The sequence below is a fragment of the Pseudomonas sp. CC11G genome, from assembly GCF_056174845.1.
Genome location: NZ_JBWBZC010000033.1, coordinates 1 through 18,026, shown reverse-complemented (window position 1 = coordinate 18,026; position 18,026 = coordinate 1). Strand labels below are relative to the sequence as shown.

Below are 18,026 nucleotides of genomic sequence, written 5' to 3'. Positions count from 1 at the left end.
ATGTCACCTCCGGTTGTAGTGCGTAGCTTCCTGGGGAAGGGCTTTGCGTACCGAAATCAACCGCACGTAATTGGGCGTTCGGTACGTGTAAACCACCACCAGAATTTTGCCGCTGCCATCGTCGCCGATGGTTACCCAACGCCGTTCGTAGTGATCGTAATCTTCAATGGTGAGCGCGTTGGGATCGCTAAGAACCGATTCGCCATCAGTCAGGCGGACGCCGTGTTTTACGAAGTTGACGCGTGCCTTCATAGGGTCGAACTGAATCTTGAAGCTAGTATGCATATGTAATATGCATTTGTCATTGTCGTGGGACATGCGTTGGTCTGCCGATAGACGGAGGACGCTTGAGCTTACTCACGGCTGTGTCGGCCACTATTGGTCGCTTCCCTGCTTCGCTGCGCCTTTTCAGCCAGCGGGCGATGGTGCGTCCTCCTAGGCTGTAGCTGATAGGCTAATCCGGCTGCGCGGAAGGCATGTATCTTGCTTTGCTAGCAATAGGTAAATTTATCGCTAGCAGAAAGAGAGCCCCATTCAATGTTCGCCACCTCCACCCGTGCGGTCATCTGCACGCCTCATTCCGAAGCCAGCGCCGCGGGCATGCGGGTTCTCGACGCTGGCGGTACGGCTATTGATGCCATGCTCGCGGCTAGTGCGATGCTCGCTGCCGTTTTCCCCCATATGACCGGCCTGGGCGGTGATGCCCTATGGATGATCCATGACAGCCAGGTGCGCACCATCGTGGGTATCGGGCAGGCCGGGCAGCGCTTGCCAGAGGGCGGGGCGATCACGTTGCGTGGGCCAGGTTCGGTCGCCAGTACGGCCGGTGCGCTGAAGAGTTGGCAAGTGGCGGCGACTATCAGCCGGGAGGAATGGGGCTCGCGATTGGGCTGGGCGGATCTGTTGGCGGACGCCGCGTTTGTGGCCGATGCCGGCACGCCGGTCTCGCAGTCCCAGCTGTTCTGGCAAACGCTACGGCTGCCGCTGATTGCCCGCTTGCCGGATCTGCATCGCCTGAGCACGACTGAGGGCCGATGGCTGCGTGAGGGAGACACCCTGCGCCAGCCGCAGTTGGCCAACACGTTGCGGCACCTGGCCAAACATGGTGTGGAAGACTTCTATCACGGCGAACTGGCGCAGGCGTTTGGCGGGGCGTTTGACCAACTGGGTTGCGGCCTGACGACGGCCGACCTGGCCGCCACCCGCGCGCTGGAAGTGGCGCCGATTTCGGTGCGCTATCGCCAGGGCCGTCTGTATAACGTCGCGCCGCCGAGTCAGGGGCTGTACACGTTGCAGGCGATGGCGGCGTTGCAGCACAAGCCGCTGGCCGCCGCCGGCAATGGCAGCGCGTTGTACTACCACTACTTGGTTGAGGCGATAAAGCAGGGCCTGCTGCGGCGCAATGCGCAGCTGTGCGACCCGGCGAGCCAGCCGTGGGATTTTGCCGCGAGCCTCGAGAATGCGCAGGTGCGGGCGTACGCCGAAGCCATTGACGACCAGCGTGCCGCGCCCTGGAACGAGCCAGGGAAGCCGGCCGACACAGTGTGGATGGCCGCCACCGATGCCGAGGGGCGCACGGCCTGTCTGATCCAGAGCCTCTTCCACGATTTCGGCTCGGGCTGCGTGCTGGGCGATACCGGTGTGCTGTGGCAGAACCGCGCCGCCGGTTTTAACGCCGATGCGCAGCACGCCAATGGCTGGGCGCCGGGCAAGCGACCGGCGCATACGCTCAACCCGTCGTGCTACCTGGCCGATGATGGTCGCCGCTGGTTTTTCGGCACCCAGGGTGGCGATGGTCAGCCGCAGACACAAATGGTGTTGGCCACCCAGCTGATCGACTTCGAACAGCCCATCGACAAGGCGCTGGAAACCCCGCGCTTTCTGCTGGGCCGCAGCTTTTTCGACAGCACTGACAATCTCAAGCTCGAAGGCGATATGCCGTTGGAGGCGGTCGCCGGCCTGGCCGCGCTGGGCCACGAAGTGGAAAGCATCCCCGCGCGCAGCCCGATGACCGGCCATGCCGGAGTGATCGCCATCGACGCGAGTGGGCGGCGCAGCGCTATGCACGATCCGCGCGGCGAGGGTAACGGTCTTGGTCAGCTGGATTGATCTTTGCAATGATCCTCGCCATGAATGTTTACCGGCTTCGGGCTGCTGGCGGATAATGCCGCCGCTTGCCCGCCAGCCGCAGCCTTGTGCGTTGGCATGAGGCGTTCAGCACAGCAGAAGGAAGGATAGGGTTGAGCACTGTCACCGCCAAACAGCTTGAGGTGGAGCGCATCGTCGACAAGCTGTTCAAAGCGATTGCCCAGCATCGCTTGCCGCCCGGCACCCGCTTGATCGAAGCGCAAATCGTCGAAACCCTGCAGGCCAACCGCAACCATGTGCAGGTGGCGTTGCAGCGCCTGGCCATGCAGAAAGTGGTGACCATCGAGGCCAACCGCGGCGCCATGGTCGCGCAGCCGACGGCCAAGGAAGCGCGGGATATTTTCAGCGCACGGCGCGCCGTGGAACGGGCGATTGTCGAGGCGATCACCCCGGCCATCATGCGCAAGCACCGCCAGCGCGTCGCTGCCCATATGAACAGCGAGCGCAAAGCCACCAACGACACCGATCGCCGCGCCATCGTCCGCGAACTCAGCGAGTTTCACCTGCTGCTCGGTGAAATCAGCGGCAACACCGTGCTCAGCGATATTCTCGCCAACCTGATGGTGCGCAGTTCGTTGATTGTGGCGCTGTATCAGCGCAATGACGTGCCGTCGTGCGCCTCCGACGAGCATCAGCAGATCATCACCGCGCTGGAAAACGGCGATAACGAGCAGGCCGTGACCGTAATGCTCGAACACCTCGATGAACTGGAAGATCAGTTGGCCCTGGAGCAGGGCGCGTCCGAGGAGTTCAATCTCAAGCAGGCGTTAAGCGACTGACGCCGTCGGTTGCAGCAGCTGGCCGGCCGGTCGGCTGAACGTCTGTTTGCCCCCTTGAAACCCATAAGCGGTGCGCTGATTTCAGCGATCACCGCTGCCGGCGAGTGCGCGTCGAACACAATAAAGTCGGCGCGGCAGCCAGGTTTCAGGCCGTAGTCTTGCAAGCGCAGCAGACGTGCCGATTCGCTGGATACCCAGGCCAAGCATTGCGCCAGTTCCACCCCCGTGCCGAGCTGGCTCACGTTGGCGTACAGGTTGGCCTGGCGAATCAGCGACGCATCGCCATAGGGCGTAAACGGGTTGCCGATATTGTTGGTGGACAGCGAGCAGGTCACCCCGCACGCGTGCAGCGGAGCCAACGGCGCCAGGCCACGAGGCTTGTTGTGGAAGGTGTCGCGGGCGGAGAGAAACAGATCGGTGCTGGGCAGGCAGGTGACTTGCACACCCACTTCGGCGAGGTGCAGACCGAGTTCGATCAATGCGGCTTTGGGCAACGTCGACAGCTTGGTGACATGGCCGATAGTCACGCGGCCGCCCCAGCCATGCAGCTGGGTGCAGCGCGCCACTTCATGCACTGTCATGCCTTCGGGGTTGAGGTCGAAATCCAGGTGCAGGTCCAGGTCGCAGTTGTAGCGCACGGCCAGTTCGAACAGGCGCTGGATGTGGCCATGGGGGTCGCGGTCCATATACGGGCAGCCGCCGAGCACCGTGGCGCCGTTCTCCAGGGCGAAGCAGAGCAATTCTTCCGTGCCCGGGTTATCCAGCAGGCCTTCCTGGGGAAATACGCAGATTTCCAGGGTGATCGCCCAGGCGTAATCGGCCTGCAAACGGCGGATGGCATGGAAGCCGATCAGGCCGATTTGCGGGTCCAGTTCCACATGGGTACGCATATGCGTGGTGCCCTGCAGAATGGCTTTTTCCAGCACCTGGGCGCCGCGCTGGTACACGTCATCTTCGGTAAAGCCGGCCTTCGCGGCGCGGGTTTGCGCGATAGCTTCACTCAGCGTGCCTTCTTGCAGCTGGCAGCGCTGCATGATGCAGGCCTTGTCGAGGTGGATATGGGTTTCGATCAGGCCGGGCAGGAGCAGGCGGCCTTGCATATCGAGGGTTTCCCAGTCGCGGGTGGCCGGGCTGAAGGCGGCTACAAAAAAACCGTTTTCGACGTACAGCTCGATGATGCCGCCGTCGTCGCCCAGCCTCGCATTGATGATCTTCAAAGCACTCATGCGCTGGCCGCTTCGCCGAGGTACGCCGCTGCCAGTTCTTTGTCATCGCGCAGTTCGGCGGCGCTGGCGGCTTTGACGATGCTGCCGGTTTCCAGCACATAAGCGCGGTCAGCCACTTGCAGCGCCAGGTTGGCCATTTGGTCGACTAGAAGAATGGTCACCCCTTCATCGCGCAGGGCGGCGAGGGCGTCGTATAGCTCGCCGATCATGGCCGGCGACAGGCCCAGCGAAGGTTCATCCAGCAACAGGATTTTCGGTTTGGCCATCAGCCCACGGCCGACTGCGACCATCTGCTGTTCGCCGCCCGATAGCAGGCCGGCGGGGTTGTCGATGCGGTCCCGCAGGCGCGGGAAACGCGCCAGGATGGCCTCGATTTCTGCCTCGGTGTCGACGCTGTCGCGGCGCGAATAAGCGCCGAGCAGCAGGTTGTCGCGCACGCTCAAATACGGGAACACCTGACGGCCTTCCGGTACCAGCGCCAAGCCTTTGCCTGCGATACTGCTGGCGTTGGCCAGCTCGATATTTTCATCGTCCAGCAGAATGCTGCCGCCGCTGGCGCGATGCAGGCCGGCCAGGCATTGCAGAATGCTGGATTTGCCCGCGCCATTGGCGCCGAGAATGGCCACCAGCTCGCCCGGATTGACCATCAGATTGACCTTGTTCACCACCGGCGAGGCGCCGTAGTCGATCACCAGATCTTTTACATACAAACGCGCGTCGCGGCTGCCGTCCCACTGTTGTTCGCGCGGGGTGGCCTGGTACTCGGTGCCGCCCAGGTACGCGGCGATCACTTGCGGGTTCTGACGGATTTCAGCCGGCGGGCCAGAGGCGATGGGTTTGCCGGCGTCGAGTACCAGCAGGTGTTCGGAAACGGACATGACCAGCGCCATATCGTGCTCGACCAGAATCACCGTCAGGCCAAAGTCCGCCAGCTTGCGCAGCAGCACGGCGAGCGTGTCGGTGTCCTGACGGCTAAGGCCGGCGGCCGGTTCGTCCAGCAGCAACACCAGTGGCGCGGTGGCCAGGGCGCGGGCGATTTCCACCAGGCGGCGGTCAACGTGGGGCAGGTCATCGGCGGCGATATTCACTTCGCCGCGGTAGCCGACCAGCGCCAGCAGGTCCAGCGCCAGGCTGCGCTGCTCGGTACTGGAGAGGCTGAACGGCAAGCCGAGCCGGCCTTTCTGCATGGCCACCAGCAGGTTATCGAGCACCGACATTTCGCCGAACAACAGCGTGGTCTGGTAGGTACGCGCGATACCGGCGCGGGCGCTTTTCCACGCTGGCAGACCAGCCAGCGGTTGTTGCAATTCGATCTGGCCGCCGTCCGGCGCGTAGAAGCCGCTGATCATATTCAACACGGTAGTTTTGCCCGCGCCGTTGGGGCCAATGATGCTGGTGATGCTGCCGGCAGAGGCTTGCAGGTCCACATTTTGCGCCGCCTGCACGCCGCCGAAGCGAATGCCGATACCGGTCACCTTCAAGCCGGTTGCCGGCCCACGGCTGCGCAGATGCGCGGCGATGCGTTCGTGATTGATCTGCGTTGGGGGTAGCAAACGGGTGGGTTTCAGCAGCCGTTTAGCCAACGCACCGAGCAGCCCGTTGGGCGCGATCCACAACACCAGCAACAGAAGTGCCGAGAAAATCAGCAGACGGTATTCGGCAAAGTTCGACAGCAATTCGGGCACCAGCACAATCAGAAGCGCACCAATCAGCGGCCCGAACAGCATGCCGCTGCCGCCGACGATCACCGCCAGCACAAACAGAATCGACTGGGAAAACGGGAACGACTCGGGGTTGATAAACATCAGCAGCGGCGCGAGCAGGCCGCCGGCCAAACCGGTGAAACCAGCCGACAAGGCAAAGGCCAGGGTTTTGCTGATCACGGGATTAAAACCCAGCGAGCGCGCGGCAATTTCCGAAGCCTTTACCGCACGCATCGCCATGCCCCAGCTGCTGCGGCTGAGGCGCTGGTAGAAGAGCAGGGCGCCGATCATCAGCGCGCCGGCCAGCAGGGCCAGGAGAATCGACGGATCGAGGCCGGCAAATTCGGGCATTGGAATGCCCATCAAACCGTTGGAGCCACCAGTGATGTCGCGCCATTCGATCAGGCTGTGGTGCACCACAAAGGCAAACGCGATGGTGATCATCGCCAGATACGGGCCGCTGACCCGCAGTGCCGGAATCGCCAGCAATGCGCCGATCAAACCGGCAGCAAAACCTGCGATGGGCAAGGCCAACCACAGCGGCCAACCGGCCAAGGTGAGCAGCGCCGACACATAGGCGCCAATGGCATAGAACGCGATATGGCCGAAAGAAATCTGCCCACTCAAGCCAATCAGAATATTCAGGCCAACACCGACTACTGCGGCCAGGGCGCAGAGGGTGAAAACCAGCAGAGAGTAACTGTCGAGGGTAAATGCCAGGGCCACGCAAACAGCTGTGAGCAGGGCGATAAAAGCGGGTGCCGCTAGGGCTTTGAACGAACTCATACTTTCACCAATGCCTGGCTGCCGAACAGCCCGTTAGGGCGCGTGGCCAGTGCCAGAATCACCAACGCAAAGGTCACGATCTGGGTAAACGCCGAGCCGAAATATAGGGTGATCAAGGCTTCCGCCAGGCCGAACAAAAGCCCGGCAGCAAACACCCCGCCAGCGCTGGTAATGCCGCCGAGAATGGCCACGGCAAACGCTTTCAACCCAAACAACATGCCCATCTCGGCGCTAACGCTGAACAGCGGCGCAATCAGCAGTCCGGCGATGGCGGCAAACACCGTCGACACCGCAAAGGCAATCGCCACCACCCGGTTCACGTTGATGCCCATCAGCATTGCCGCCTTGGGGTTCTGCACACAGGCTTCCAACACTTTGCCCAGGCGCGTGAAACGGCGGACCAGAAACAACACCAGGGCAATCGCCGCACCGGCCAGCGGAATCAACAACTGCTGGGCGCCGACATTGCTGCCGAACAACTCGATGTTGACGTGCACCAGGCTGCTGTCGAACTGCCGGGGTTCTTTGCCGAAGGTAAATAGCGCGAGGTTGTCCACCAGAATGCCGGCCGCCACGGTCGCCATCAGCCAAGCCTGCGAGCCGCGACTATGAAACGGCCGCACCAGGCAGCGTTCGATCACTAGCCCGTAAAACGCGCACAAGCACAATGTGGCCGGCAACGCCAACCACAGCGGCCAGTTCCAGGTGACGCAAAAGGTGTAACCCAGCACCGCGCCGACCATCATTGCGCTGCCTTGGGCAAAGTTGACGGTGCGCGAAACGACGTAGGTGAGGTGAAACCCCAACGCCAGCAACGCGTACATGCTGCCCAGGCCAAGGCCGGAAATAATGGCGGCGGTAAACATGGCTTACTCCTTGGCCTTCAGCGGAACGATCTGGTCGTTTACAAAGTGCGTGAACAGATAATCCTCTGGGCCGAGCGCGTCATGCTTGGCGGCGGTGAACGGCTGCTGGTAATGCTTGATCAGGCCGTCGTAGTCGCCAATGGCGTAGAAACCGTCGCGTACCGCCTTGCCGTCGGTACTCCCGGCTTTTTCGATAGCCAGCGCGGCGAGGTGCAGGGCGTCGTACGCGTTGGCGATGCCGACGGCGGGCGTGACGTCTGCCAGGGTTTTGATTTGTGGGTAAGCGGCTTTCAGCGCAGCCAGCAGGGCATCGCCCTTGGCGCTGTTGTGGTCGGTGAACACGTAGGTCTGAATAAAGTGCACGCGCGAGGCATTCGGCCCGGCCAGTTCACCGAAACGCCCGCCGGCCGGACCCCAGTGCGACACCACCGGGACATCCCAGCCCATACGATCCAGCGACTTCACCACCTGTGCCGAGGGGCCGACGTTGCCGACCATCAGCAGGGTGTCGGCGCCGGCGTTTTTCAGGCGGGTGAGTTGCGGCACCACGTCCAGGTCGCTGTCTTGAATGCGCTCGACACCGGCGTTTTCCAGGCCGCGTTTTTCCAGCGCGCGCTTGAAGCCGGCCTCGTTGGATTCGCCCCACGGGTTGTTGATCAGAATCATCCCCGGCTTTTTCATGCCGTTTTCGACGCCGTACTTCACTAGTGCTTCGTCGACCAATTCGTCAACGGCCGACACACGGAACACATAGTTATCCGCCGCGCCGTTCTCAGTGATTTTGGTGCCCGCCGCCCAGATGCCCATAAACGGGACTTTCATCTGGTTAGCCAGCGGCACGATGGCCAGCGACACCGGGGTATCCAGCCCACCAAACAGCACGGTGACCTTCTCGCGCTGCACCAACTCGCGAGCGGCGAGCATGCCTTTGGACGGGTTGCTTTCATCGTCGCGGCGCACCAGTTCCAGCTGACGGCCGAGAACGCCGCCGTTGGCGTTGACCTCGTTGATGGCCATGGTCAGGCCACGGGTCAGGGCTTCGCCTGATTTGGCTGACTGACCGGAAAGCGCGGCCACCAGACCGACCTTGATCGGTGGCTCGGCGGCGTGGGCGGTAAGGCTAAAAGAGACCGCCGCCGCCATGGGAAGCAGCAGGCGTTGCAGCGTGGGAAATCGAACGGCCATCGTTATTCTCCTGATTGCTAGCATTTGCATATTTATTGCTAGCAAGTAGGATGCCAGTCACGAAGGCCGTGAAATTCGCGGCCTCTACTGCATACACATGGCGCTTTTGCGCAAAAGTGAGGCGGCCTGCACCATGCGAAGGCGCGCCTGCTCTCTCGAAGTCAGGAGTTATTACCCATGTCGGACACCAACGCTGCGGTACAGATTGTTAGCAATTTTCTCGAAGCCTCGATGGCGCCGGACCCAGTTCGTGCAGCCACCTTTATGAGCGACGACGTAAAAATCACCTTCACCGGCGGCCGCGCCATGCCCAACCCGCAAGCCATCACCGCCTTCAACGGCGCACGTTACACCTGGGTAAAAAAAGCCCTCGGCAACTTCGACTGGATGGACCGCGGCGACCACACCGTGGTGTATTCCAACGGCACCCTGTACGGCGAATGGCCCGACGGCCGCACCTTTTCCGGCAACCGCTACCTCGACCGCTTTGAAGTACGCGACGGCAAGATCACCCGGATGGACGTATGGAACGACAGCGCAGAGTGGATGCTGGAGCCGGGAGTAGCGAAGGACTGAAAACCCAAAGAACCAGCCTTGATCTTTTGCTCTGGATTTTGCTCTGGCTTCTGCTCTGGCGTGTGATCCTGCTTTTGACTCACCCGCCCCTTTAGCGCCAGGCCGAGCGTAGTCGTTGCGCAAGGGGTCGTAGCGGCCGGGAGCCGCGAAGAGGGATGGGGCCAAGGATGGCCCTCAGCCCGGCCCCTGGAGCAACGACGTATCGAGGGAAGTTTTCACTCAGTGAAAACCCCAGGTAGGGGCAAGCGCTTTTGGTTACTTTTCTGGCGATTGAGAAAAGTGACTCGCGCGTAAGGCGCGAAACCAAAACGCCCAGCACACGCGGTAACGAAGAAGAAAACCGACCACCAAAGAATCGCAAAGGTGCGCGAAGCGCACCCTAGAACCCTCCCCGCCGATACTGCCCCGGCGTAACCCCTTTCCACCGCTTAAACGCATGCATAAAATTCGACATCTCCCCGTACCCCAACCGCTGCGCAATCTCCTCCAACGTCAACCCACCTGTGCCCAACAACTCCTCAGCCAACGCCTGCCGCACCTCCTCCAGCAACTGCCGATAACTGCTGTTCTCCGCCAGCAGTCGCCGACGCAACGTACGGCTGGTCATATGCAACTCACCCGCCAACTGCTCCATATCCGGCAACCGCCCCGGATAGGCCAGCAGCCGATCGCGAATACGCCCACTCAACCCCGACCGCACCCGCCGCTTATCCAACAGCGCCTGACATTGCTGTTCGCAACTCTGCATCACCTGCGGGTTGGCGCCGGGTAGCGGGCGGTCGAGCAGGGCGCGGTCGTAAACCAGGCGGTTATCGGCGGCATCGAACGCCGGGACCACGCCCAGCAGCTCGCGATACAGGCTGGCATCTGCCGGCTGGGCCGCGGTAAACGTCAGCCGTTTGAGCGGCACAAATTCCGACGTCAGCCCGCGCTGAATGCTCAGTAACCCCGCCAGGTCGCGCTCCAGAATAAAGCGCGCATAGGCCCCCGGTACGTGCTGAGAGTCGAAAATAAAGTGCGCTTCATCGCCGTGTTCTTCCAGGGTCATGCCGCTGAAGGCGTAGGTGAGGTCGAGGTAGCGCAACCCCAGCTGCGCAGCGGCGCGAAAGGTGGCGCTGCTGAGCATGGCAAAGCCCCAGATGCCATAGGTGTTGAGCTGGTAGCGAAGGCCGGCTTTAAGGCCGATGCCAGGAATATGGCCAAGGGCAGCGACCAGATTGCCGATCAGTTGAAGCTCTTGCGTGGCGTCGATTTCGGCGCCGGGGTCGGCCAGTTGCGCCAGGTCCAGCCTGGTGCCTTGCAGGCAGGTGGCCAGCGCCAGGCCTTGGTCGAGCCCGAATTGGGTGAGCAATTGCGCGCTGATGGCGCTGCGGCGGGTGGGCCAGCTGGGGGCCATATTTTGTCCGAAACTCACAAGTTGGTGGCCGACTATGCCATAACCTCCGGGCGTTTGGCGTTCTAGTCTTAGCGCCGTGGCTACAGCCACTTGACCATCAGGGATAACAACAATGAATAAGACATCCCCGTCAGCAGCGCCCGTGCGCGTGCTGATTATTGGCGCCGGCTTTGCCGGTATGGGCCTGGCTATCCAGCTGCAGCGCGCCGGCATCCACGATGTGCTGCTACTGGAAAAAGCCGGCGACCTGGGCGGCACCTGGCGCGACAACCGCTACCCGGGCGCGGCCTGCGATGTGCCGTCGCACCTGTATTCCTTTTCCTTTGCCCCCAAAACCGACTGGAGCCGTAAGTTCGCGCCCCAGGCGGAGATTTTGCCTATCAGCAGCAACTGGCCGACACCTACAACCTGCGTCCACGCATTCGTTTTAATACCGAAGTGAGCAATGCGGTGTTCGATGCTGAGGCCGGCTTGTGGCAGGTGACTTGTGCCGACGGCACGGTGCTCAGCGCCCAGGCCTTGGTGACGGCCTGCGGCCAACTCAACCGGCCGTTGCTGCCGCGTATTGCCGGGCTGGAAACCTTCAATGGCGAAGCCTTCCATTCGGCGCGCTGGAATGCCGAGTACGACTTGAGCGGCAAGCGCGTCGCGGTGATTGGCACCGGCGCCAGTGCGATTCAATTTATTCCAGAGATTGCCCCGCACGTCGCGAAGCTGCATGTCTTCCAGCGCTCGGCGGCCTACGTGATCAGCAAACCAGACCGCGCTTATCGGCCCTGGGAAATCGCAGTAATGCGCCGTTTGCCGTGGTTGCAGAAGATCGACCGTGGTCTCAAATACGTGCAGCACGAGGCGCGGGTTTTGGCGTTTACCGTGGTGCCGCAAGTCATGAAGATCATGCAGCTGACCTTCCGTTGGCACCTGCATCGAAGCATTGCCGACCCGGCATTCAGAAAACGTCTGGTGCCGGATTACCCGATGGGCTGCAAGCGCATCCTGATTTCCAATGACTACTTCCCGGCCTTGGCGCGCGCCAATGTGGAGGTGGTGGATACCGAAATAACGGCGGTGACCGAAACCGGCGTGCGCACGGCAGACGGGCAGGAGCGGCCGGTGGACGCGATCATTTACGGCACCGGTTTTGCGGCGACGGATTTCCTCGCGCCGATGCAGATCAACGGGCTTAACGGCCGCGATCTGAACGAGGCATGGAAGGAGGGCGCCGAGGCGTATCTGGGCATCAGCGTCAGCGGGTTTCCCAACCTGTTTATCCTCTATGGCCCCAATACGAACCTGGGCCACAACTCCATTCTTTATATGCTGGAGAGCCAGTTCGCCTATGTGCTCGGCTGCATTCAGCAGTTGCAGCAGCATCAGCTACGGTACATGGACCTCAAGCCGACGGTGCAGGCCGCGTTCAATCACACGCTGCAAAAAGCCGTCGACCATTCGATTTGGCAGCAGGGTTGCGACAGTTGGTACAAGACCGCCAGCGGCAAGAACACCGTGAACTGGCCGGGTTTTACGTTCACCTACCGCCACTACACCCGCCGCCCGGAGCTCGCGAACTATGACTGCATTCGTTGAACCGCCACGCATGAGCCAGCGCATTCTGGCCCGCGTGCTGCGCACTAGCCTGATTCTGCTATTCCGCGGCTTGATTCGCCCGCCGATGCCCATTGCCGGGCAGCGCGCGATTTTGCGCGCCCTGACGACCTCGGCGGTTATCCCACGCGGAGTGCGCCGTGTAGACAGTACGTTGGCCGGCCTGCGCTGCGAATGGCACCGTCCGGCGCTCGATACCGAGCAGGTGTTGCTGTGGCTCCACGGCGGCGCCTACCTGATCGGCGCGCCATCCACGCACCGGGGCATCGCCAGTCACCTGGCCAAACGCGGCAAGCTGGCGGTGTGTGTGCTGGATTATCGGCTAGCGCCAGAGCATCCGTTTCCGGCGGCGCTGGACGATGGCTTGGCGGCATATCAGGCGCTGCTGGAGCAGGGCTATCGCAGCGACCAGATTGTGCTCGGCGGTGACTCGGCCGGCGGCAATCTCGCGTTGGGCTTGGTGCTGAAATTGAAGTCCTTGAACCTGCCGCTGCCGGCATCGTTGGTGTGTTTTTCGCCACTGACCGATGCCAGCCTGACTCAGCTGCACAAGCCGCCCGCTGGTGACCCGCTGTTGAATGTGAAGTGGATTGAGCAGGCCGGCTCGTTGTTCTGCCCAGCGCATGTAGATCGCCGTGACCCTTTTCTATCTCCCGTGTATGCCGACTTGAGCGGCTTGCCGCCGCTGCTGATTCAGGTGGGCGAGGACGAGGTGCTGCTGAACGACAGCCTGCGCCTTGCCGAGCGTGCCACGGCGGCCGGTGTGGCGGTGCAGTTGCAGCGCTATGCCGGTTGCTGGCATGTGTTTCAGGCCCATGCCGGTTTGCTGGATGTGGCCGACCTGGCGCTGGGCCGGGTGGCCAGTTTTATTCAGGAGCAATTCGCTCACCAGGCGGAGCGCTGAGATGGACAACATCCTGATTACCGGTGCCGCTTCCGGAATCGGCGCTGCCACGGCTCGGCTGTTTCACGCGAAGGGTTGGCAGGTGGGGTTGGTGGATATCAACGAGCCGGCGCTGGCGGAACTGGCGGCCGAGCTGGGCGGTGTGTGGCATACGCGGCTGGATGTCACCGACAGCGCCGAGGTGCAGCGAGTAATCGGCGAGTTCTGCGCACGGCATAACGGGCAGCTGCGGCTGTTGTTCAACTGCGCGGGCATTTTGCGTTTTGGTTTGTTCGAGCAAATCAGCCAGGCCGAGCATGCGGCCATTTTGAATATCAATGTGCTGGGCTTGCTGAATATGACCCATGCGGCGTTCCCGTATCTGAAGGCCACGCCCAGTGCGCAGGTGATCAATATGAGCTCGGCGTCGGGCTTGTATGGCACGCCGCATATGGCCAGCTATTCGGCGTCGAAACTGGCCGTGCGTGGTTTGACCGAGGCGTTGGACTTGGAATGGCGTGCCCATGGCATTCGGGTGGGGGATTTGATGCCGCCGTTTGTGCGCACGCCGATGGTTTCCAGCCAGCAGTTCGAGCCGCCGGCGTTAAGGCGGTTGGGGGTGAATCTGGCGGCGGAGGATGTGGCTGAGGCGTGTTGGCAGCAGGCCCATGGCGCGGCGGTGCATCGGCCGATCAGTTTTCAGTTCAAGTTGCTGTATTGGTTGGGGCAGGTGTCGCCGGCGTTTATGACGCGGTGGATGATGGGGGTTATTAGCCGACCGTGAGCCCGAAGCTTTTGATCGGCTTTTGATCTCCCGCTCTTGATCTTGATCTGTCCGCCCCTTGAGCGCTGGCCGAGTGGAGTCGACGCGTAAGGGGTCGAGCGGCCGGGAGCCGCGAGAGGCGTGAGGGCCATGGATGGCCCTTCTCGCCGGCCCCTGGAGCGGCGACGGAGCGAGGGTAGTTTTCACGCAGTGAAAACCCAAGGTGGGGGCTTGTACGAGACAACCACATGGGTAACAAAAGTGTTCAGTCACATGGGTGACACTTTCAAGGATAGATATCCATCCTTCTGCTCCCTTTCGTCCAGCCTACCGATCACTACCGGGCCGAAATGTATGGCCCAAAGATCATCGCCAATTTGCTCCAGCCCAACTAGCTCGTGCTTCAACAGGTGCCCCACATAGATGCGCATGCCGTGCCGATTGATGATTCCGCTGCAGTCGGCACGGTGTGGTTCGACATAGCCAGGATAGGCCGGCTCCGGCAACCGTTCAGGGTATGGGCGTGGCGAACTCTGGTAGTGCGATTTGGGCGTGCTCTGGTTTAGCGCTTCGTGCGGCCGCTGCTCATTGTAGTTGTGACGAAACAGGTCGAACTGCTTTTGCTGCTCTGCCATATGCGCAGAACAGGGGTGAGTGACGGCGCGTTTCAACGTGCGATGCATGCGTTCGTGGCGCCCATTCTGTTCGGGGCGACCAGGTGCTATTCGCTCAGGAATGATGCCCAGCCGTAACCACCAAATGGACAATTGGCTTAGGCCGGTTTTGCCAGCGCTGGCGAAAGGGGTTCCGTTGTCTGTTCTCAGGCGCGAAGGTAATCCGTAGCAGCGAAACAGGTGTTCAAAAGCCGACTGGGTTTCCTTCAATCGCGTGCCAGACATGCCTTCGCAAGCCAGCAGAAAGCGGCTGGCGTGATCCATCACCGTCAACGGATAACACCACTTCCCGTCCTGAGTCAGGAATTGGCCTTTGTAGTCGGCGCTCCAGAGTTCATTAGGTTCGTTGGTGGATTTAAGCGGCTTTGGATAGCTGGGCACCCGCTTACGAAGCCGGCGGGGCGTGACCAACCCCGCCTGCTTAAGGATGGTGTAGATCGTGGTCCGGGAAGGACTCTGCCCAGGGTATCGCTGCTCCACCAGTGCCTGGATCTTCTTCGGTCCCAGCTCAACGGCAGATCGGCGCCTCAGATCGAGGATGTATTCACGAATAACAAAGGGGGTGCACACCTGTTCGCGGCGGCGGCGACTTTGCTCAGCCAACCCCTCCATACCGGCTAGGTTGTAGCGTTCCACCCACTTGTAGCCGGTCTTTCGACTGATGCCGAAGTGCTCGCACAACGCAGTGAAGCTGCTGACCTGCCTGAGGTAGTCAGCAATAAACAACACTTTCTCGTCCATAGGTTTCAGTTCTCGCCACGGCATGGGGCACCCTCCTGAGGAGACCCCACTAGGTTAAAAACTGTTACCCATGTGGTTGAACTGATTTGTTACCTATGTGGGTGAGTCGTACCGGCTAGACCTTTTGGGTACTTTTGGGGCAATGCCAAAAGTGCCTCGCGCGTAAGGCGCGAAACAAAAACGCTCAGCGCACGCGGTAACGTAGAAAAACAAAACGTTAACGGCGAAAGCGCTGTGTTGGCTTTGAGCTTTATAGTGGTCGTCTTTGTCGCGTGTGCTAGGCGTTTTATTTCGCGCCTTACGCGCGAGTTTCTTTTGGCATTGCCCCAAAAGAAACCAAAAGGTCTAGCCCCCACCTGGGCCCTACGCTGCGCTTCGGGTCCCCTCGCTGCGTCGCCGCTCCAGGGGCCGGGCTGAGGGCCATCCATGGCCCCATCCCTCTCCGCGGCTCCCGGCCGCTACGACCCCTTACGCAACGACTCCGCTCGGCCTGGCGCTCAAGGGGCGGGTAGATCACGAGCCAGATCAAGATCACAAGCAGATCACAAGCAGATCACAAGCAGATCACAAGCAGATCACAAGCAGATCACAAGCAGATCACAAGCAGATTAAAAACCTCGCGTCTGCTGGTGTGAACGTCCTCCGGTCAAAAAGCCTTGTAACCAAACCTGCACAATCCCCGTAATGGCACTACGCTCAAACAAGGTGTCGGTTCCAGGCACCGTTCGCAAACGCTCTATGTCGCAGCAAGCAAATGCAGCAAGCCTCAGGTGATGGCCCTTCGGGACCATCGCGACGTCAGCGCAGTCAGCTGGCAGCAGCAATGGGAAAGCGGTCAAACCATCCATCGCATGTGAGGGGGTCGCATCATGGGCACAGCAAGCACAAACGACATCAGCAGTAATGTTCTGCGCCGTATGAAAGAGGGCGGCTTCGATTTCGCCCGCATTCACCCAATCGAGTTCTACGCCATATTCCCCGACGAGGAGCGGGCCCGCATGGTGGCGAAAAACTTCCGCAGCGAAGTACTCAATGCCCAGGTAAGCGTGCGCGATGACGGTGCCTGGCATGTGTTGATCAGCAAGGTGATGTACGCCACCTACGACGGTATTGGTGCGTTTGAACATGACCTGGAGTCCATGGTCGCCCCGTTGGGTGGCGTTCTGGACGGCTGGGGTGTTACGCAGGAACTCAAAGGGTTGCGCGTTTAACCCGTTAACTATCTGGCGCCAAACCCAGGACGTACCGGCTGGCCCTCAGGCTGGCCGGTGCTCTGTAGCCTTTTTCCACAGAACTGACTCGACCTCGGCACGGCGTTTGCCTCATGAGGTGGAAAATAAGAGGCGGTTCAGTGATGAGCGAAATTCTGATACTCACCCATGTTGATTACTGTCCGGCCGGCCACTTGGCGCGGGTGCTGGATGAGCGACAGCTGGATTTCACCGTATTGCGGGTGGATCTGGGCGAGCTCGACGGTTACGACCTCGATTCCCCCAAGGCTGTGGCCATCATGGGCGGGCCCATGAGCGTCAACGACCCATTGCCTTGGCTCGAAACCGAAATTGCTGCGCTGCAGCATTTTATTGCGCGCGATATTCCCTTGCTCGGCCACTGCCTGGGCGGCCAGCTTTTGGCCAAAGCCTTGGGCGCGGCGGTGCACAAGATGCCGTACCGGGAAATTGGCTGGCAGCCGCTGTGGCAGTCCAGCCTGGCCGAGGGCAGCCCGTGGCTGGAGCATTTGCCGGATGAGTTCCCGATTTACCAGTGGCATGGCGATACCTTCGATATTCCACCGGGCGCGCAGCGATTGATGTCCAGCCCTGGTGCCCGAACCAGGCGTTTGCCTGGGGCGACAAAGTGCTCGGCTTGCAAGGCCACCCGGAAATGACGGAGGAGTTGGTACGGCTGTGGCTCACCGATTGGGCGCATTTGCTTGATGAAACCCAGTCGAGCCAGCAGTCGATGAGCAAGATGCTGGAGGATTTGCCAACCAAGGTTGCGGCGTTGAATCAGGTGGCGGAGGGGTTTTATCGGCGGTGGTTGCAACTCGCGGCTCTCTAATGAAAGCACTGTCGTCCCAGCGCAGGCTGGGACCCAGAATTGGCCAGCTGACGATGTTCGTCACAAGAGTCTGGGTCCCAGCCTTCGCTGGGATGACGGCGGCAGCGAACGAGAGAGTGGACCGGCGCACATAAAAAAACGACCGCCTCGTGAGCGGTCGGGAGCGGATGGCCGTAAGGGGAGTCGGCCAAGAAAAAGGAGTACATCGGCGCCTGGTAAGCGTGATGGGCGCAATTATCCGCCGCACAAGCATTTTGTTGAAATCAACCCTGACTATGCTGGTCATAGGGAAACAGGCTGCCTCAGCGTTTCGCTTGAGGCCAGGCCAGCAGTTGCCGCGCAACAGGGCGTAGCCGCGTACAGCGGCCAAGAGAATGCGCGATATTGGTGCGTAGGGCTTGGGTCTTATTTGCAAGTTACTGAATTATAACGAATAAGACGGATGGCTCGGGCTTTGCAATGGCTATGCACGTCCGGGTGACAAGGAGTACGGCATGACCCGCACCTTTTATGACGAGATGTACCTGGCGAACGGCGAATGCCGTCCGCATTACCGGGAATTCGCCCGTTGGCTGGCGGATACCCCGGATGAGTTACTGGCTCAACGCCGTCGCGAAGCAGACTTGCTGTTCCA

14 protein-coding genes and 2 pseudogenes are annotated in these 18,026 nt (G+C 61.0%); 9 read left to right on the top strand and 7 right to left on the bottom strand.

All coding sequences use genetic code 11. The annotated features are described in order from the left end of the window. Window positions 1-3: 3 nt before the first annotated feature. Window positions 4-285: a BrnT family toxin gene (locus AC0V2S_RS25135; protein WP_475512101.1), complete on the bottom strand. Its 282-nt coding sequence runs from the start codon at window positions 283-285 to the stop codon at window positions 4-6. Between the two features lie 252 nt (window positions 286-537). Between AC0V2S_RS25135 and AC0V2S_RS25130 the strand changes: the two genes are divergently transcribed. Further along, the gene (locus AC0V2S_RS25130) at window positions 538-2,109 is read left to right on the top strand and encodes a gamma-glutamyltransferase family protein (RefSeq protein ID WP_475512100.1); all 1,572 of its coding nucleotides are present in this window, start codon (window positions 538-540) and stop codon (window positions 2,107-2,109) included. 125 nt (window positions 2,110-2,234) lie between these two features. Continuing rightward, window positions 2,235-2,927 (top strand): GntR family transcriptional regulator, encoded by a 693-nt coding sequence (locus AC0V2S_RS25125; protein WP_475512138.1) that lies wholly within the window; start codon window positions 2,235-2,237, stop codon window positions 2,925-2,927. On the opposite strand, the gene AC0V2S_RS25120 is transcribed toward AC0V2S_RS25125, so the two are convergent. From AC0V2S_RS25120 to AC0V2S_RS25105, 4 genes are read right to left on the bottom strand one after another with little or no spacing between them, the layout of a single operon-like run. Next, on the bottom strand, window positions 2,864-4,153 hold the full coding sequence (locus AC0V2S_RS25120) for an amidohydrolase family protein (protein WP_475512099.1): 1,290 nt from the start codon (window positions 4,151-4,153) through the stop codon (window positions 2,864-2,866). The two genes, AC0V2S_RS25125 and AC0V2S_RS25120, sit on opposite strands and share 64 nt — an antisense overlap. Then, complete coding sequence (locus AC0V2S_RS25115; RefSeq protein ID WP_475512098.1) at window positions 4,150-6,642, bottom strand: branched-chain amino acid ABC transporter ATP-binding protein/permease; 2,493 nt, start codon at window positions 6,640-6,642, stop codon at window positions 4,150-4,152. Before AC0V2S_RS25115 ends, AC0V2S_RS25120 begins: the two co-directional genes overlap by 4 nt. After that, window positions 6,639-7,508, bottom strand: a complete 870-nt coding sequence (locus AC0V2S_RS25110) for a branched-chain amino acid ABC transporter permease (RefSeq protein ID WP_475512097.1) — start codon at window positions 7,506-7,508, stop codon at window positions 6,639-6,641. The genes AC0V2S_RS25115 and AC0V2S_RS25110 overlap by 4 nt, the downstream gene beginning before the upstream one ends. Before the next feature lie 3 nt (window positions 7,509-7,511). Next, window positions 7,512-8,693 (bottom strand): ABC transporter substrate-binding protein, encoded by a 1,182-nt coding sequence (locus AC0V2S_RS25105; RefSeq protein WP_475512096.1) that lies wholly within the window; start codon window positions 8,691-8,693, stop codon window positions 7,512-7,514. A 177-nt stretch (window positions 8,694-8,870) separates the two neighbouring features. Between AC0V2S_RS25105 and AC0V2S_RS25100 the strand changes: the two genes are divergently transcribed. Continuing rightward, on the top strand, window positions 8,871-9,269 hold the full coding sequence (locus AC0V2S_RS25100) for a nuclear transport factor 2 family protein (RefSeq protein WP_475512095.1): 399 nt from the start codon (window positions 8,871-8,873) through the stop codon (window positions 9,267-9,269). A gap of 379 nt (window positions 9,270-9,648) precedes the next feature. On the opposite strand, the gene AC0V2S_RS25095 is transcribed toward AC0V2S_RS25100, so the two are convergent. Then, a complete protein-coding gene (locus AC0V2S_RS25095) occupies window positions 9,649-10,665 on the bottom strand; it encodes an AraC family transcriptional regulator (RefSeq protein WP_475512094.1) in 1,017 nt (338 codons plus the stop codon). Between the two features lie 112 nt (window positions 10,666-10,777). On the opposite strand from AC0V2S_RS25095, the pseudogene AC0V2S_RS25090 reads away from it, so the two are divergent. From AC0V2S_RS25090 to AC0V2S_RS25080, 3 genes and pseudogenes are all read left to right on the top strand, one after another. Further along, window positions 10,778-12,252 (top strand): annotated as a pseudogene (locus AC0V2S_RS25090) (flavin-containing monooxygenase). Further along, on the top strand, window positions 12,236-13,174 hold the full coding sequence (locus AC0V2S_RS25085) for an alpha/beta hydrolase (RefSeq protein WP_475512093.1): 939 nt from the start codon (window positions 12,236-12,238) through the stop codon (window positions 13,172-13,174). The pseudogene AC0V2S_RS25090 and the gene AC0V2S_RS25085 overlap by 17 nt, the downstream one beginning before the upstream one ends. A 1-nt stretch (window position 13,175) precedes the next feature. Beyond that, window positions 13,176-13,937, top strand: coding sequence for an SDR family oxidoreductase (locus AC0V2S_RS25080; protein WP_475512092.1), 762 nt, complete (start codon window positions 13,176-13,178; stop codon window positions 13,935-13,937). 248 nt (window positions 13,938-14,185) lie between these two features. Here AC0V2S_RS25080 and AC0V2S_RS25075 read toward each other — a convergent pair whose 3' ends face one another. Then, on the bottom strand, window positions 14,186-15,355 hold the full coding sequence (locus AC0V2S_RS25075; protein WP_475508601.1) for an integrase core domain-containing protein: 1,170 nt from the start codon (window positions 15,353-15,355) through the stop codon (window positions 14,186-14,188). An 845-nt stretch (window positions 15,356-16,200) separates the two neighbouring features. Between AC0V2S_RS25075 and AC0V2S_RS25070 the strand changes: the two genes are divergently transcribed. The 3 genes and pseudogenes from AC0V2S_RS25070 to AC0V2S_RS25060 all read left to right on the top strand — a co-directional run. Further along, the gene (locus AC0V2S_RS25070; RefSeq protein ID WP_475512091.1) at window positions 16,201-16,542 is read left to right on the top strand and encodes a ribonuclease E inhibitor RraB; all 342 of its coding nucleotides are present in this window, start codon (window positions 16,201-16,203) and stop codon (window positions 16,540-16,542) included. A gap of 143 nt (window positions 16,543-16,685) precedes the next feature. After that, window positions 16,686-17,392: pseudogene (locus AC0V2S_RS25065) on the top strand (type 1 glutamine amidotransferase). Between the two features lie 494 nt (window positions 17,393-17,886). Beyond that, the coding region (locus AC0V2S_RS25060; RefSeq protein ID WP_475512137.1) for a hypothetical protein at window positions 17,887-18,026 on the top strand (140 nt) is incomplete at its 3' end.

Bases quoted from the DNA above. Each gene is read 5' to 3' on its own strand.
- AC0V2S_RS25110 (WP_475512097.1), bottom strand. From the start codon at position 7,508: ATGTTTACCGCCGCCATTATTTCCGGCCTTGGCCTGGGCAGCATGTAC.
- AC0V2S_RS25070 (WP_475512091.1), top strand. From the start codon at position 16,201: ATGGGCACAGCAAGCACAAACGACATCAGCAGTAATGTTCTGCGCCGT.
- AC0V2S_RS25095 (WP_475512094.1), bottom strand. From the start codon at position 10,665: ATGGCCCCCAGCTGGCCCACCCGCCGCAGCGCCATCAGCGCGCAATTG.
- AC0V2S_RS25130 (WP_475512100.1), top strand. From the start codon at position 538: ATGTTCGCCACCTCCACCCGTGCGGTCATCTGCACGCCTCATTCCGAA.
- AC0V2S_RS25100 (WP_475512095.1), top strand. From the start codon at position 8,871: ATGTCGGACACCAACGCTGCGGTACAGATTGTTAGCAATTTTCTCGAA.
- AC0V2S_RS25105 (WP_475512096.1), bottom strand. From the start codon at position 8,693: ATGGCCGTTCGATTTCCCACGCTGCAACGCCTGCTGCTTCCCATGGCG.
- AC0V2S_RS25080 (WP_475512092.1), top strand. From the start codon at position 13,176: ATGGACAACATCCTGATTACCGGTGCCGCTTCCGGAATCGGCGCTGCC.
- AC0V2S_RS25135 (WP_475512101.1), bottom strand. From the start codon at position 285: ATGCATACTAGCTTCAAGATTCAGTTCGACCCTATGAAGGCACGCGTC.
- AC0V2S_RS25075 (WP_475508601.1), bottom strand. From the start codon at position 15,355: ATGCCGTGGCGAGAACTGAAACCTATGGACGAGAAAGTGTTGTTTATT.
- AC0V2S_RS25085 (WP_475512093.1), top strand. From the start codon at position 12,236: ATGACTGCATTCGTTGAACCGCCACGCATGAGCCAGCGCATTCTGGCC.
- AC0V2S_RS25115 (WP_475512098.1), bottom strand. From the start codon at position 6,642: ATGAGTTCGTTCAAAGCCCTAGCGGCACCCGCTTTTATCGCCCTGCTC.
- AC0V2S_RS25120 (WP_475512099.1), bottom strand. From the start codon at position 4,153: ATGAGTGCTTTGAAGATCATCAATGCGAGGCTGGGCGACGACGGCGGC.